This is a genomic window from Rhodoferax sp. GW821-FHT09E07 (assembly GCF_059416145.1).
In genome coordinates this window covers 186,303-200,777 of sequence record NZ_JBWKOP010000003.1, presented here as the reverse complement: position 1 = coordinate 200,777, position 14,475 = coordinate 186,303, and the positions used below count along the sequence as shown (strand labels likewise).

Annotated in this window: 12 protein-coding genes and 1 pseudogene; 5 read left to right on the top strand and 8 right to left on the bottom strand. The window is 60.0% G+C overall.

Features of this window, described 5'->3' with window-relative positions:
• From AC07OE_RS06725 to AC07OE_RS06710, 4 genes are read right to left on the bottom strand one after another with little or no spacing between them, the layout of a single operon-like run.
• Window positions 1–2,538, bottom strand: a complete 2,538-nt coding sequence (locus AC07OE_RS06725; RefSeq protein ID WP_495069788.1) for a sensor histidine kinase — start codon at window positions 2,536–2,538, stop codon at window positions 1–3.
• 2 nt (window positions 2,539–2,540) lie between these two features.
• The gene (locus AC07OE_RS06720; RefSeq protein WP_495069787.1) at window positions 2,541–3,335 is read right to left on the bottom strand and encodes an ABC transporter substrate-binding protein; all 795 of its coding nucleotides are present in this window, start codon (window positions 3,333–3,335) and stop codon (window positions 2,541–2,543) included.
• Window positions 3,336–3,366: 31 nt separating this feature from the next.
• The gene (locus tag AC07OE_RS06715) at window positions 3,367–4,140 is read right to left on the bottom strand and encodes an HD-GYP domain-containing protein (RefSeq protein ID WP_495069786.1); all 774 of its coding nucleotides are present in this window, start codon (window positions 4,138–4,140) and stop codon (window positions 3,367–3,369) included.
• The gene (locus tag AC07OE_RS06710) at window positions 4,137–4,508 is read right to left on the bottom strand and encodes a response regulator transcription factor (RefSeq protein ID WP_495069785.1); all 372 of its coding nucleotides are present in this window, start codon (window positions 4,506–4,508) and stop codon (window positions 4,137–4,139) included. The genes AC07OE_RS06715 and AC07OE_RS06710 overlap by 4 nt, the downstream gene beginning before the upstream one ends.
• Window positions 4,509–4,606: 98 nt before the next feature.
• Here AC07OE_RS06710 and AC07OE_RS06705 point away from each other — a divergent pair, with 98 nt between their 5' ends.
• Entirely contained in the window at window positions 4,607–5,263 is a 657-nt protein-coding gene (locus AC07OE_RS06705; protein ID WP_495069784.1) for a response regulator, read from the top strand.
• The gene (locus AC07OE_RS06700; protein ID WP_495069783.1) at window positions 5,256–5,984 is read left to right on the top strand and encodes an Hpt domain-containing response regulator; all 729 of its coding nucleotides are present in this window, start codon (window positions 5,256–5,258) and stop codon (window positions 5,982–5,984) included. The genes AC07OE_RS06705 and AC07OE_RS06700 overlap by 8 nt, the downstream gene beginning before the upstream one ends.
• A 4-nt stretch (window positions 5,985–5,988) precedes the next feature.
• Here the strand turns inward: AC07OE_RS06700 and AC07OE_RS06695 are convergent, their stop codons facing one another.
• The 4 genes from AC07OE_RS06695 to AC07OE_RS06680 all read right to left on the bottom strand — a co-directional run bounded on the left by AC07OE_RS06695 (window position 5,989) and on the right by AC07OE_RS06680 (window position 10,433).
• Entirely contained in the window at window positions 5,989–6,519 is a 531-nt protein-coding gene (locus tag AC07OE_RS06695; protein ID WP_495069782.1) for a chemotaxis protein CheW, read from the bottom strand.
• Between the two features lie 59 nt (window positions 6,520–6,578).
• Window positions 6,579–7,004 carry a response regulator transcription factor gene (locus tag AC07OE_RS06690; protein WP_495069781.1) on the bottom strand — a complete coding sequence of 142 codons (426 nt, stop codon included), beginning with the start codon at window positions 7,002–7,004 and terminating at the stop codon, window positions 6,579–6,581.
• A 97-nt stretch (window positions 7,005–7,101) separates the two neighbouring features.
• The gene (locus AC07OE_RS06685) at window positions 7,102–7,755 is read right to left on the bottom strand and encodes a response regulator (protein ID WP_495069780.1); all 654 of its coding nucleotides are present in this window, start codon (window positions 7,753–7,755) and stop codon (window positions 7,102–7,104) included.
• Window positions 7,752–10,433: a PAS domain S-box protein gene (locus AC07OE_RS06680; RefSeq protein WP_495069779.1), complete on the bottom strand. Its 2,682-nt coding sequence runs from the start codon at window positions 10,431–10,433 to the stop codon at window positions 7,752–7,754. Before AC07OE_RS06680 ends, AC07OE_RS06685 begins: the two co-directional genes overlap by 4 nt.
• A gap of 315 nt (window positions 10,434–10,748) precedes the next feature.
• On the opposite strand from AC07OE_RS06680, the gene AC07OE_RS06675 reads away from it, so the two are divergent.
• The 3 genes and pseudogenes from AC07OE_RS06675 (at window position 10,749) to AC07OE_RS06665 (ending at window position 14,470) form a co-directional block, all read left to right on the top strand.
• Window positions 10,749–12,518: a methyl-accepting chemotaxis protein gene (locus AC07OE_RS06675; RefSeq protein ID WP_495069778.1), complete on the top strand. Its 1,770-nt coding sequence runs from the start codon at window positions 10,749–10,751 to the stop codon at window positions 12,516–12,518.
• A gap of 45 nt (window positions 12,519–12,563) precedes the next feature.
• Window positions 12,564–13,787 (top strand): annotated as a pseudogene (locus AC07OE_RS06670) (HD-GYP domain-containing protein).
• Window positions 13,788–13,840: 53 nt separating this feature from the next.
• On the top strand, window positions 13,841–14,470 hold the full coding sequence (locus AC07OE_RS06665) for a protein phosphatase CheZ (RefSeq protein ID WP_495069777.1): 630 nt from the start codon (window positions 13,841–13,843) through the stop codon (window positions 14,468–14,470).
• Window positions 14,471–14,475 lie beyond the last annotated feature (5 nt).

The following is a 14,475-nucleotide window of genomic DNA, read 5'->3' as shown; positions in this document are numbered from 1 at the left end:
TTAGAGCGATGCTGGCACCGTGTCCCCCGACAGTTTGGTGGGCATGAGGATATGGAATGCCGCACCACCCCGGCTCGCATTGCGGGCATAGATTCGCCCGCCCATGGTTTCGATGATCTTGCGGCAAATGGCCAGACCCAGTCCGGTGCCGCCAGATCCATCCTTGGTTTTGCTGGACTGCACAAACGCTTCAAAAATCGTCTCCAGCTCCCCTTCGGGGATACCCGGTCCGTGGTCCCGGATCACGATGTGGATTTGCCCCTGGGTGTCGACTTGCCCCGATAGCTCGATGGCGGAGCCCGTAGGCGAGAAACGAATGGCATTGGCCACCACGTTGCGAATGGCTTGTTGAAAACGGATGGGGTCGGCCTTGGCCACCAAGGGCTCCTCGGCGAAGTGCACGTCCAGGTGCAGCTGGTGCTTGGTCAGCAAAGGCTCCAGCTCACGCGCCAGCGGCCGAATGATGCCCCGCAGGTCCAGGCGCTCCATATGGAAGGTTCCCACCGTGCTTTCGATCTTTGCGACATCCAGCAAGTCGTTGACCAGGGCCAGCATATGGGCGCCTGCGGAATGGATGTCCCCGAACATCCCGGCGAGCCGCGGCGCGTCCTTGCCGCGCAACATGCCCAACTCCGAGAAGCCCAGAATGGACTGCAGTGGTGTACGCAGTTCATGGCTCATGTTGGCCACAAACTCGGCCTTGGAGCGCGCGGCCTCTTCCGACGCATCGCGTGCTTCGCGCGTGGCGCGCTCGGCCGCCCGAAATTCGCTGATGTCCAGAAGCGTGCTCAATATCCCGGAGGGTTGGCCGGTTTCATCGGGGATCACGGCCTTGATCACGCGTGTATCGTGCCGGGTGCCATCGCTGTGCGAAATCGGTGTTTCAAAGCTGACTTGGGACTGCTTCCCTTTGAGCAGCATCTGGTCTGCACGCGTGTGAAACACCACTTCGTCCGCGGGAAGAAAATCACTGGGCCGCTTGCCAATGACCCGCGCGCGTTGTCGTCCCTTGTAGATTTCCCAAGCCTTGTTGACGAAAACGATGTTCCCATGCGAGTCCGTCATGGAAATGGGCTGGGGGTTGAGCTCCAGCAGCAGCTCGCGCAGCGCCAGCTCGCCTTGCAGTTGCCGCTGCGCCATGACCTTGTCGGTGATGTCAACCGCACTGCCGGCATAGCCGGTGACCACGCCGCTCACCGTCAGGGGCACAACGGCCAGTTCCAGCTTGAGCGGCTTGGCCCCGTCCACCTTCACATCGGCCTGGCAAGTGCGCACGCCCGCCAAAGAGGGCGCGAATAGTCCGGCCACGGCGTCCCTGCAAGCGGGGTCCACCACATCGGTCAGCGGCTTGCCGATGGCCGATGAGGCGCGGGCGCCACTCAAGATCGCCCAGCGCGCATTCACAAAGGTGATGGTGCCCTGGGCATCGGTGCGAAAAATCAATTCCTGGACGCTGCGCATCAGGACTGCCAGCTCGCGCTCGCTGTCCGCAATGCGCCGCTGGGCCAACTGGGTTTGGCGCCGCGCCATTTCCCGGCCACGCAAGCTGCGCCACACGGCCACCGAAGCCGCCAGTACCAGAACGATGGCCGCCGCCCCTACTGCGATGTAGCCAAATGCCTGATGCAGCCAACGGCTCACGGCCGCGTCGTAGGATTCTTCGACCATCACCACCAAGGGCTGCGTTCGCGATGCGCGGAACGCGACAATCTGGCGCCCTTCGTCCAGGCCCTTGCCCACATAGCTCGCGTGCTCGCGCGCAGGCAGGTAGTCCTGGAACACTGGCAACCCATTCAGCTGCTCGCCACCAGTGGGGTTGCCTGGTTGCGAAGCGGCAACCACCTGGCCGGTGTAGGTCAACAGGATGGAATGGAACTGCTCTTCGCCGATGGACAGCTTCTGCAGGTTGGAAAAGGAGTCCGGGTTCAGCAAACCCACCAGCACCAGAGGCTTGCCCTGGTCGTTCGAAAAGCCTCGCATCAGCGGGACAAAACCAATGCCCGCAGGCGGCGGTGGCGCCATCCCGTCCTTGCGCAGGATGGCGATGTTGCGGCCCGCGATGTAGGGCCCCAGCGAGTCCCTGCCTTCTTTGGCCAGCGGCCCCAGCCGCGTCAGGTCTATGGACAAACCGCTTTCGCTCCGCCCGCTGCTGGCGATCACTTGCCCACGCGTATCCACCACCAGCAACGAACGCAGGAAAGGAAGGCCGTGCAGTGCCTGGGCTAGCACCGCATCGCTCTTGGTGTGGTCCACCGAGGCGGCATTCAGCAAGGGCGACTCGCTCAACGAAGCCAGCGTGAGGTAGCCGGTTTCAATGCTGCGGGTGGTTTGCTCTTCCAGCACGCGTGCCAGCAGTTCCGCTTTGCCTTGTTCTGCCGCGACGGCAGATTTGCGGTCATTGAATGCGACCCAGGTTGTGGCGGCCAGAATGCCGGTGGCAACCACGATGCCCACCGTGATGGCGGCCACGCTGCCGCTGCGCCAGTTCCATCGGGATGGGGACGCAGCGCCAACAGTCTGGGAGGCAGCAGTTGCCATGCTCAGTGCACCACGATGGGGCTGAGCCCGTTGTTTTGCGCGGCCTTGTCCAGGCGGCCGTCCCGCTTGATACGGGCCACAAAGTCGTCCATGGTGGCCAGCCAGCTGTCATCTCCAGGCTTGACCGCATAGGCGTAGGGCAGGATGAAAAACGGAGTGGGGGGCGAGATGAGCTTGGCCCAGTCCGCGTTGTCCAGCAGTCGCCGGCTGTAGGGGTAGTCCGTCATGAACACATCCACACGACCAGCCTCCAGCTCCCGCTCGCGGGTGATGGGCGGCTTGATGGACACGGTCTGTGCCTGCTTGAGGCGCTCGCCCATCACCGGCTCCATGAACGTGCCGGCCTGCACCGCAACCAGCACACCGGGTTTGTCAATGTCGCTCCATTGCTTAACCACCGCGTTGCTCTTGGTGGTAACCGCGTAAATGTCGCTGCTGAGGTAGGGCTTGGTGAACTTCAAATGCTCCATGCGCTGGGGCAACATGCCGATGGCGAACATCGCCACGTCACAGCGGTCATTCTTCAGGTCGTCGATGAGCGTCACAAACGACGACTCCACATACTCCACCTTGGCGCGCAGGTCTTTGCCCAGTTCGGCCGACAGCTCAATGTCGATGCCACCCAATTGCTGGGTGCGCGGATGCCGGTAGGTGACGCCATAGTAGTCGGGCCAAATGCAGACCTTGACCACGCTGCGCGTCTTGACCCGGTCCTGTACAGGGCCGGCCAGCAGGGGTTGGGTTGCGCAGCTTGCGGCCAGCAGCAGACAAGGGGCAAGTTGTTTCAAAGACATCATGGTAGTTTCCTTGGTTTGTTGATGGTTGCAATCAGGGTGCGTCAATGAGACTCAAAAAATTTGGCCGTCTTTCGGTGACGTCGCAGCGAATGCGATCCAGATCCGCGATGTTGGCCATGAACACATCCACCACGTGGGGGTCAAAGGCTCTCCCTCGCTCGGCGCGCAGCATTTCCAGTGCTTTCTCCAGGCTGAAGGCGGGGCGGTACACGCGGTCCATGGTCAGCGCGTCGAAGAAATCCACCACAGCCGTGATGCGACCCGACAGCGGAATGTCCGTACCTGCCAGTTGGTGCGGATAGCCCTTTCCATCGAAGCGCTCATGGTGCGTGAGCGCCACTTCGGCCGCCAGCTGGAAAACTTCGATGCGTGAACGGCCCAGAATATCGGCGCCCATTTGGGCGTGCAGGTTCATGGTCTGCCGTTCTTCAGGGTTGAGGCCTCCGGCCTTCTTCAGCACGTTGTCGGGGATACCAATCTTCCCGATGTCGTGCATCGGCGCTGCCTTGCGCAACATGCTGGCGTACCGGCGTGACTGTCCCAAACACAACGCCAAAGCCTCTGCCAGGTAGCCAATCCGGATGATGTGCACGCCGGTGTCGTCGTCCTTGAGGTCTGCCGCTATTGCAAGCTGCATGAGCGCTTCATGGTGCGCGCGGGTGACTTCTTTGAGCGCCTCATTGCGCTCGCGGTACATGCGGCCAAAGTCCTCCACAAAGCGTTCCATCTGCGCCCCCGCCTCGTCATCGAAGCGCCGGTCGGTAGGGATGAAGCCGGTTGAAAAGTTGGTGTCTTCGCTGTTCATGGGGTACCTGCCAGGCGGTAGATGGTTTCCAGCACCTGCAGCGTGCTGAACGGTTTCATCAGGTACGCGTCAGCGCCAGCTTGCGCCCCGGCTTCCTGGTCGCTGGCTTTGCCGCGCGCGGTGAGCATGATGACTTTGGTGTGCTGCATGGCTGGGTCGGCTTTGATATGGCGGCATACATCCAGGCCATTGAGGTGGCCGGGCATCATCAGGTCCAGTAGCACCACGTCGGGAACGATGTCCCGTGCCATGGCCAGGCCGACGTCGCCGTTCGACGCCTCATGGATATCGAATTCGTCAAACTCCAGCGTCATGCGCAGCAGTTTGCGGATGTCCGCGTGGTCTTCAACAATCAGGAGCTTTTTCATGGCTGGGCATCTTTTTGATTAATGTTTGTATCATATCAATCAAATTGATTAATTGCAAGCGCTTGCGCAGCGTAATTGCTATGTAAAATGCTTGAACCATGAAAAATGAAATAAAAACCTCGTCTGCGCTAGACCAAGACACCTGCAGCACCATGGAGGCCGCCCGCATCCTGGGGCTGGCGGTGCGCTCGGTGCAGCTGATGGTGGACAGGCAGGAGTTGGAAGCCTGGAAGACCCCTGGCGGACATCGCCGTATCTCGCGCGCCTCGCTGGACCGCTGGATTCGTGGCCGTGGGACGCCCTCGCAGGCAGACGCGGTGGCCGGGCATGCGGTGGCCGCGCCCTCCAAGGCTGCCACGGATGTCGCGCCCAGGATCCTTTTGATCGAGGACTCTGTCCACTTCCAGAACCTGGTGTCTCTGCTAGTGCGTCAGCATTTCCCGCAGGCTCAATTACAGGTGGCCAATGACGGCATTACCGGCCTTGCCATCTATGGGCAGTTTCAGCCGGATGTGTTGCTGATCGACATCCTGTTGCCCGGTATTGATGGGGCCACCCTGATCACGGCACTGCGTTCACAGCCGCAATTTGCCCGCAGCCGCTTGATCGTAGTGACCTCGCTGGACGAGGCCGCGCGCGCGCCATATGCCTTTGCACTACAGGGCATGGATGTCATTCACAAACCCAACCTGGTGAAAGAGCTGCCCGCATTGCTGTCGGCGGCCTTGCAGGACACGGAAGCGCGCCGTGTCTGAACGCGTGCTGCTGGTGGAGGACGATCCGTCGGTTGCGCGCTTCGTCGCCATGGCGCTGGAGGACTTGCCCATTGAGCTGGTCGTCTGCACCCGTGTTGCAGCAGCGCTGGAAGCATTGCGCGCGAAGCCTGTGCGCTTGCTCATTACCGATCTGATGTTGCCCGGCGAGTCCGGCATGAGCTTGCTGGAGGCGCTGCGGGACCAGCCTGCGCTGCGGCAAGACGCTTTGCTGGTGGCGTTCAGCGCGGGCGTGAGCCCCGAGATTCGCCACAAGCTGGAGGCTTTGCAGGTCTGGCGGATTCTGTCCAAGCCCGTTTCTGTGGTGGCGCTGGAGGCCTGTGTGTGCGATGCCCTGCAGTTGGAGGCCGGAGCAGCCCCTGTGCCCGCGCAAGGTGAAGATGGCTTGAGCCCTGAGGAGCAACAGGCAGTTGCCGCGCATTTTGCAGGGGATGCAGTGTTGTTTCGTATGTACCGCGACAGCTGTTTTACACAGTTTGCCCATGACCGTCTCGCTGGCGACCAAGCATTGGCCACGCAGGACGCGCCGGCCTTGCGGCGCTTGGCACACAGCCTTGCAACGGTGTTGCAAACGCTGGGTTTTCAGGAGGCTGGCGCAGTCGCGCGCAGGCTGGAGACGGCTGCGGAAAAGGCCGACCTCCAGGCCATGGCCGACGGCTGGCAACAACTGAGGCCGTGCTTGGCCTCCAGACGCGAATCCTGAGCCTTTATTGCACGGACGTCGGCACCAGGCCCATGTCGCTGCCGCGCATGAGTTGCTCAATGTCCAGCAGGATCAGCATGCGTTCCTGGCCCGCGTGTTCGGTTGATCCCAACCCGAGGATGCTGGAAGAGTTCACGTGACCGCTGAAGGCGGGCACGGGTTTGATTTGGTCTGCGGAAAGTTCGACCACATCACTCACCGAATCCACCACGATGCCCACCACCCGGTCCTTGAGGCACAGGATCACCGTCACTGTCAGGGCGTCGTAGTTGGCGTCGGGCAGCCCGAAACGCATCCGCAGATCGAGGATGGGAACGATCACGCCGCGCAGGTTCAGCACGCCTTTGACAAAGGCTGGCGTGCCGGCCATGCGGGTGGGGGACTCGTAGCCGCGAATTTCCTGCACTTTCAGGATGTCGATGCCGTACTCCTCGTCCCCCAGGCAAAAGCTCAGGTATTCCTGGTCGGCCGTCGATGTGTCGGTGGCCCCAAGTGCGTGGGCGGAGGTTGGGATAAGGTGTTCAGCGGTGTTCATGGTGTGACAAATGAAATGATTGATCTGGCAATTATATCATTTTTGAAGAAAAATTTGGTTTAAATGATATTTTGGGATGTGGAGGTTTCATCATGCAGCCTTGGTGCGGCGGTCTCACGGTCTGCCCGTAGCTTCTGGAAGATCGGAGGCAGTCCCTCCACCAGGTCGGACTTGCGGATCAATGCCAACGCCCCCAGTTTCTGCGCCACCGATGCATAGGCTGCCCCGTCTTGCAGCGACAGAAACACCACTTTGGGCGCTTGGGGGTAGCTCTGCAGGGCGCGCGCCATGTCCAGGCCGTTCATGACGGGCATGGAGATGTCTAGCAGCACCAGGTCGGGTTGGAGTTGGGCAACCTGGCTCAGTCCTTCCTGTCCATCGTGGGCCTCTCCGCAGACTTCAATTCCGGGCAAGGTGGACAGAAACTGCCGCACCGCCATCAGCAGGTTGGGGCTGTCATCGACCAGGAGAATTCGAATCGTCATATCTACCCCAATGTAAGAGCGGGGCAGATAAAAGGGCATCAGGCCAATACCTGAGAGCAGGAATGGGAAACACCTGAGTGGAGATGGGGCAAGCCTGTCAGTCGCTGGCAGAAATCAGGCCGATGCGCAGTGCGTGGCGCACCAAGCCTGCCACTTCGTGGATGTCGAGCTGGCGCATGAGTTGGCTGCGATGCGTGTCCACGGTTTTCACCGACAGCTCAAGCCGGCGCGCTATTTCCTTGGTGCTTTGCCCTTCGGCAATCAGTTGGAGTACTTCACGCTGGCGGGGTGTGAGTTGCGTGGAAGGCGCATCCTCGCCGCGCAGCCGTTGCACGTAGTCGCTGACCACGCCCTTGGACACGGCGGGGCTCAGGTAGGTTTCGTTGCGCCGCACAGCCTTGATGGCAATGTCCAGCTCTGCGGGTGCGGCATCCTTGAGCAAGTAGGCTACCGCCCCGTTGCGCAAGGCTTGGCGCACGTACTCTTCGCTTTGGTGCATGGACAAAATCACCACCCGCGTATCGGGCCAAGCCTTGGTCACACGGGCGGTCGCTTCCAGGCCATTGAGCCCCGGCATCGCAATATCCATCAACACCAGGTCCGGGTGCAACTGCTCAACCAGCGCAAGCAGCGCCAATCCATCGGCGGCCTCACCCACGACTTCCAGATTGGGAATCGACTCCAACAGTTTTCGCATGCCTGCACGGACCAGGGTGTGGTCGTCGGCCAATAACACTCGGATCGGCTTCATGGTTCTTCCTTCGTCTGTAGCAGCCAGGGGCAGCGCAAGCACACGGTGCTGCCGCGCCCTGGGGATGAGTCAATCTCCAGCTGACCACCGACCAGGGTGGCACGTTCCTCCATCCCCAGTACGCCCAGGCTCGCACCGGCCTGTGCACGTGCGCGCATCGCCGCATAGTCGAAACCGCGCCCGTCGTCGGATACAGCAAGCACCAGCATGTCACCATTGCGCTGCAAGCTGACTGTGACATGGGTGGCGTCCGCGTAGCGGACCACATTGGTGAGGGCCTCCTGTGCAATCCTGAAGCAGGCAGTTTCGATCTCCGGGGTGAATCGTGTGGGTTCCACCATCGTTTCAAAGTCCACAGCTATACCGGCTCGCGCGGCCGTTTGCTCCGTGATCCAGCGCAGTGCCGGCACCAAGCCCAGGTCATCCAGCACCGAGGGGCGCAAGGTGAGAGCCAGGCTACGCACCTGCTGTATGACATCGTTCACGATGCGGATGTTTTCCGCCACGAGGTCCGCTGGCGATTGGTTCGAAAAGCGTCCAAACGACTGCAGGTTGATCTTGATCGCCGTCAAGGACTGGCCTAGCTCGTCGTGCAACTCACGTGCTACGCGCCGCCGCTCCACCTCCTGCGCCTCCAGCACCCGCCGGGATAGCTCCTTCAACTGTTTCTTGTTTTCGCGCATGGCCAACTCAGCCCGCTTGCGCTCTGAAATGTCACGAGTAATGCCAATGAAATGGCTCAGCTCACCGTGCAGGCTGCGCACCGGTGCCACCGACAGGTCGTTCCAGAAGGTTTCGCCATTCTTCTTGTAGTGGATCAACTCGCCGGAATACTCCCGTTCTTCCTGGATGCATTGCTCCAGCGTCGCCAACGATTCCTGATCCGTCAGCGGACCCCAGAGGAAATTACAGGTCTTGCCGACGACATCTTTTTCGCTATAGCCTGTGATGGACAGAAAAGCTTCGTTGGCCGTCAGGATGCGGTGGTCCAAGCCGGTAATGAGCACGCCCTGTGAGACCGCCTTGAGGGCCAAGTCACTCACGTGCAGGGCCTCTTGGGCTTTCTCACGCTCAGTGACATCGTTGGCCAACACCAGTTGCGCTGGTTGGCCATCCCAATCCAGCGAATGTGCAGTGATTTCCACCAGCATCAGGCTGCCGTCTTTGCGTTGGTGGCGCCACAGGCCATGGCGGGCAATACCCGTGCGTTTGCGGGCGTTGTATGTCAGCCATTCCGGGGCATCCTCTGCGGGGCGAATGTCCAGCAGCGTCATCTGCAAAAACTCTTCGCGACTGTAGCCATAGTTGGCCACGGCGGCATCGTTGACCGCAAGAAAGCGCAGGTCGTCCATATTGGCCACCCACATGGTCTGAGGGCTGTTTTCAAACAATTGGCGGTAGCGCAGCTCACTGGCGCGCAAGGCCTGCTCCGCGCGTTTGCGCACAGAAACGTCCTGGAAGTACAGGGTCAAGCCCTGTGGTGATGGATAGATGCGTGTTTCAAACCAGCGGTCCAGAGGTGGGTAGTACTCTTCCATATGGGCCGGCTGGTGGCTTGCCATGGCCGTTTCACAGGTCATGCGAATGTTGTCCCGCACATCGAGAGGAAATTCTTCCCAAAGGTTCTTCCCCAGCAGAGTACCTTTAGGGCGCGACAGCATCTGCTCCGCGCGGTGGTTGATGTAGATGATGCGCCATTGCATGTCCAGGGCCATGAACGCATCGGTGATGCGCTCAAAAACACGCAGTTGCCCTTCTTCGGTCCGTATGCGTTTGCGCCCGGCGCGCCCCAGCAGGAAGCAGAGCACCACAATCGCTGCCGAGGCAAGCGCCCAAACACCCGCTGCCACCGAAGCAAAGTGTCCCCAGGCCCGCAGCACCAGTTCGGTGGATTGCCCCACTGCAACGACAAAGCCTGTGGGTGAAGACAGTCGCCGGTAAGCCACCACGCGCTCGGTGTTGTCAATCGGGCTGACGTAATGCAGTGTTCCCGCGCCAGTTCCGGAGTCATGGCTGTTGAAAACAGGCATTTGGGAAAAATTCTTGCCCAATGCAGATTCAACCACCGGGCTGCGTGCCATCAGGGTGCCGTCCTGGCGCAGCAGTGCAATGGAGCCTTGTTGACCGACCTCCAGCTTGTTCCAGACTTTATCGAAATAGGCGATATCCAGAGACGCAACCACCAGACCGGCAAACTTTCCATTGTCGTTTGTCAGGGGGCGCGATGCATGGATTTGCCAACTGTTCGTCGCGCGGCTGTAGACCGGGTTGGCGACCGAAAACACCGTGTCGGGTGAACGCTGGTAGGTCTGGAATGTGTCAGACCCGGCCAAGCTCTGGCCCAGCAACTCCGTCTGGGTGGCGTATTGCACGCGGCCCTTGGCATCGGTAATCCAGAAGGCCGCAATGTCAGGTTGTTCTTTCAGGTGTTGTCGCAAAAGCAACTGCGCCTGGTCCTTGGCGATGGGGCCGGACTTGCCAAGCTCATGCAAATCCTTGTTGACCAACTGCAGTCGTTGGTCCAAGGCTTGAAAGGTACGCGAGGTCTGCTCTTCGATGACGTGGGCAAATGATTCGCTCAGCTGCTCACCGGTGTGCAGGGCCTGGTGGTGCAACGTGTTGAGCGCCCAAACCAACAAGCCGCCGGACACAAGAATTACGGCGAGGGCAAACCACAAAAGCTGCTTTGGGCCCGTTCTGCGAACTCGACCTTTGCCTAGCGTGGCGGTGTAGGGCTCTGGCAGTTCAAATGGCATGTCCCTATTCTGGGGGCTTTACGGCGCGGCCTGCTTAGTGAAAACCTGATTTGTGTTGCTTGCAACACGGCCGATTGAATACCGACGCCCGCCAATCGAAGCTGAATACAGCTTTTTCCCTAGTCCAACTCAGGTATTCGCCTGATGTGCCAGAGGCCGCCTTTTCCGTACATTTCTATCACTTAGCGCCATCCAACGGCGGATAGTACGGAGGGGCTCTGTTTGTTAGGGGAATGTATGAATTTCAAGAATATGACCGTTGCGGCCAGGCTGGCCAGTGCCTTTGGCGCAGTCCTGGCCATCAGCGTCATCGCGGCGGCGCTTTCCATTTCCAAGCTGGCGACCATTGAAGAAAACCTTCGAGATATTGTCAAAGACAACAACGTCAAGATTAGGTTGAGCAATGACATGGCTGAGGCCATTCATGTTGTGGTACGCGAAATGCGCAGCGTGGTGCTGTTGAGTGATGCGCCCGAGAAGAACCGGGAGGTCATCAAAATCACCAAGGCCAGGGCAGACTATGACAAGGCCTGGGAGGAGTTGCAGAAGCTGCCGCCCAGCGAGGGTGTAAAGGCATTGCACGCCAAGATCGAAGAGGCTAAAAATGCAGCCCGCCCCCTGAACAACCGAGTCATTGAGTTGGGCATGGCAGATAAGGATGATGAAGCCGTTGCGCTGCTGTTCAAAGAGGCAAATCCAGCCACGCAAAAATGGCAAGACTTATTGGATGAAAACATCAGCTTTGAGCAGGCGCAGAACGAACAGCAGTTTGAGACAGCGGAGGCCGACTATGTCCATGCCCGTGCCTTGCTACTCATTGCCAATGCCTTGAGCATTGCCACGGCGGTAGTTTTGGGCTGGCTTGTCACCCGCTCCATCACGGGTCAACTAGGAGGGGAGCCTGCCCATGCCGCCAGAGTGGCCGAGGCTGTGGCTGAAGGGGACCTGACGTTCCACATTGACGTGCATGCTGACGACAACCACAGCATGATGGTCCAGCTCAAGCGCATGCAAACCAGTCTGGTGCACGTAGTCACCAAGGTACGCCAGGGTTCCAATGGCGTGTCCAACGCCAGCTCCGAAATTGCCCAGGGCAACCACGATCTGAGCGCGCGCACGGAAGAACAAGCCAGTTCTCTGGAGGAGACAGCAGCCTCCATGGAGCAACTCAGCGCGACCGTGAAGCAGAACGCCGATGGTGCACGCCAAGCCAACCAGTTGGCGATCACAGCCTCTACCGTGGCCGTCAAGGGCGGTGAGGTCGTGGGCCAGGTGGTTGATACCATGAAAAGCATCAACGAGTCGTCGCGCAAGATTGCCGACATCATCAGCGTGATTGACGGCATTGCGTTCCAGACCAATATCCTGGCGCTCAATGCCGCGGTGGAAGCCGCACGTGCGGGTGAGCAGGGCCGTGGTTTTGCCGTCGTTGCCACGGAGGTGCGCTCCCTCGCCGGTCGCTCGGCCGAGGCGGCCAAGGAAATCAAGTCCCTGATTGGTGCCAGCGTGGAGCGCGTGGAATTCGGCACTACCCTTGTGGACCAAGCCGGTGCGACCATGACGGAAGTGGTGGACTCCATCAAGCGCGTTACTGACTTGATGGGAGAAATCAGCGCGGCCAGCAACGAGCAGGCGGCCGGAGTGTCCCAAGTGGGTGAAGCCGTGGTGCAGATGGACCAGGTGACCCAGCAGAATGCAGCGCTGGTGGAAGAGATGGCGGCGGCTGCCAGCAGCTTGAAGGCACAGGCGCAGGATCTGGTGCAAACCGTCAGCATTTTCAAACTGGAGCAGAACGCGGTGGCGGTGCCAACAAAAGCCCCGGTGCGTGAGGTTACCCCCAGTTTTACCGCCACCAAGCTGGCCAGCCCTGCCTTGCGCAAAGTAGGCATGCAGACCAAACAGGTAGCTGCGCCCAAGGCGCCCGCTGCCGCCCAGCCCAAAGCCCGGATCGCCGCGCCAGCACTGGCCCTGGCCGGAGGCGCAGATGAAGACTGGGAAACGTTCTGAGGCCATTGATGCCAGTCCCCTTGCGCAACCAAGTCTAGGCTGACCATGCTCAAAAAAATTGGCGTTCAGCAGTTGACGGTGGGTATGCACCTCAAGGAATTTTGCGGTTCCTGGATGGACCATCCCTTTTGGCGTGCGGGGTTTGTAATCACAGATCCCAAAGACATCAAGACCATTCTGGCCAGCAATATCCGGGAGGTCTGGATTGACTGCTCCAAGGGCTTGGACGTAGCCCGTGGCGAGACCGCGGTGTCCGAGGTGGAGTCGTAGGAGCAGGTCAACGCAGAGCTGCAAAAGGCCGACGTGGAAGAGCGCTTGCTGGAGCCTGTCTCCGCCCAGGATGAACTGGCACAGGCCGTGAAGATCTTTGCCCAGTCGCGCCGGGCGGTGATGTCCATGTTCCAGGAAGCGCGCATGGGCAAAGCCGTGGATACCAGCACGGCCAAGGCGCTGGTGCAGGAGATTTCGGACTCGGTGACACGCAACACGGGGGCACTCATCAGCCTGGCGCGCCTGAAGTCTGCGGATGACTACACCTACATGCACTCGGTGGCGGTGTGCGCCATGATGGTTGCGCTGGCCCGGCAGCTGCGCCTGGATGAAGAGCAGACGCGCGTTGCGGGCATGGCAGGGTTGATGCATGACCTGGGCAAAGCGTCCATGCCCATGGAGGTGTTGAACAAGCCGGGCAAGCTCACCGATGCAGAGTTTGCGGTGATCAAGACGCACCCGGAGCTTGGCCACCGCATGCTGCTGGATGGGCACGATATCGATCCCGGTGTACTGGATGTTTGCCTGCACCACCATGAAAAAGTGGATGGTTCGGGCTACCCCAAAGGGCTCAAGGGGCCCGACATCAGCTTGCTGGCCAAGATGGGCGCAGTGTGTGATGTGTACGACGCCATTACCTCCAATCGGCCCTACAAAACGGGCTGGGACCCCGCCGAGTCGCTGCGCAAGATGGCGGAGTGGACCGGGCATTTCGACCCCAAGGTGTTCCAGGCGTTTGTAAAGAGCTTGGGCATTTATCCCATTGGCTCGCTGGTGCGTCTGACCTCGGGGCGCCTGGGTGTGGTGGTGGAGCAAACCGGCAAGTCGTTGACCACGCCTGCCGTGCGCGTGTTCTTTTCCACCAAATCCAATCTGCGCATCGTGCCGGAGGTGATTGACCTGTCGCTGCCCGGTGAGACAGAAAAAATTGTGGCCCGTGAGGATCCAACGAAATGGAAGTTTCCTGATTTGAACCAGCTGCTATTCCCCGGCACTTGAGTCGGCAGGCCCGCAAGAACCCATAAAACCAAGACGATTGAAAGTGAATTTCCATGACTTCCCCCATTAGCAAAGAAGAAGCCTTTTCCCGACTGGGTGGTATTACGCGTGAGCTGCATGAGGCGCTTGCCGTGTTGGGTGGCAACCAGTTGCACGCCATCGTGGAGGAGATCCCGAATGCGCGGGATCGGTTGGCCTACGTGGGCAAGATGACCGAGGATGCCGCCAACAAGGTGCTCAACCTGGTGGACGACGCCAAGCCCGCCTGCGATGACCTGGCGAGCCGCGGCAAGGATCTCGGTGAATCCTTGCAACGCATCGCCTCTGCGGAGGACATGAGCGTGGAGAAGGCCCGTGGCCTGCTCAACGTCTGCGGCTCGTTTGCCCGCCGCACGGCCGAGTTTTCCGAGCACCAGCGCAACGTGCTGAGCGACATCATGATGGCGCAGGATTTTCAGGATCTCTCAGGCCAGGTGATCAAGAAGGTGATTGACATCATCAGCCGTACCGAGATGCAACTGCTGCATTTGCTGGTGGACAGTTCTGAGCAACTGAAGGCCACGGCGGACGCGCCCGCCAAGGAACTCAATGTAGACACCCACAAGCTGGAAGGCCCGCAGGTCGCGTCCGAGGCCATGCAGCAGGGTGATGTGGACGACCTGCTGGCGTCCCTGGGATTTTGAAAGGT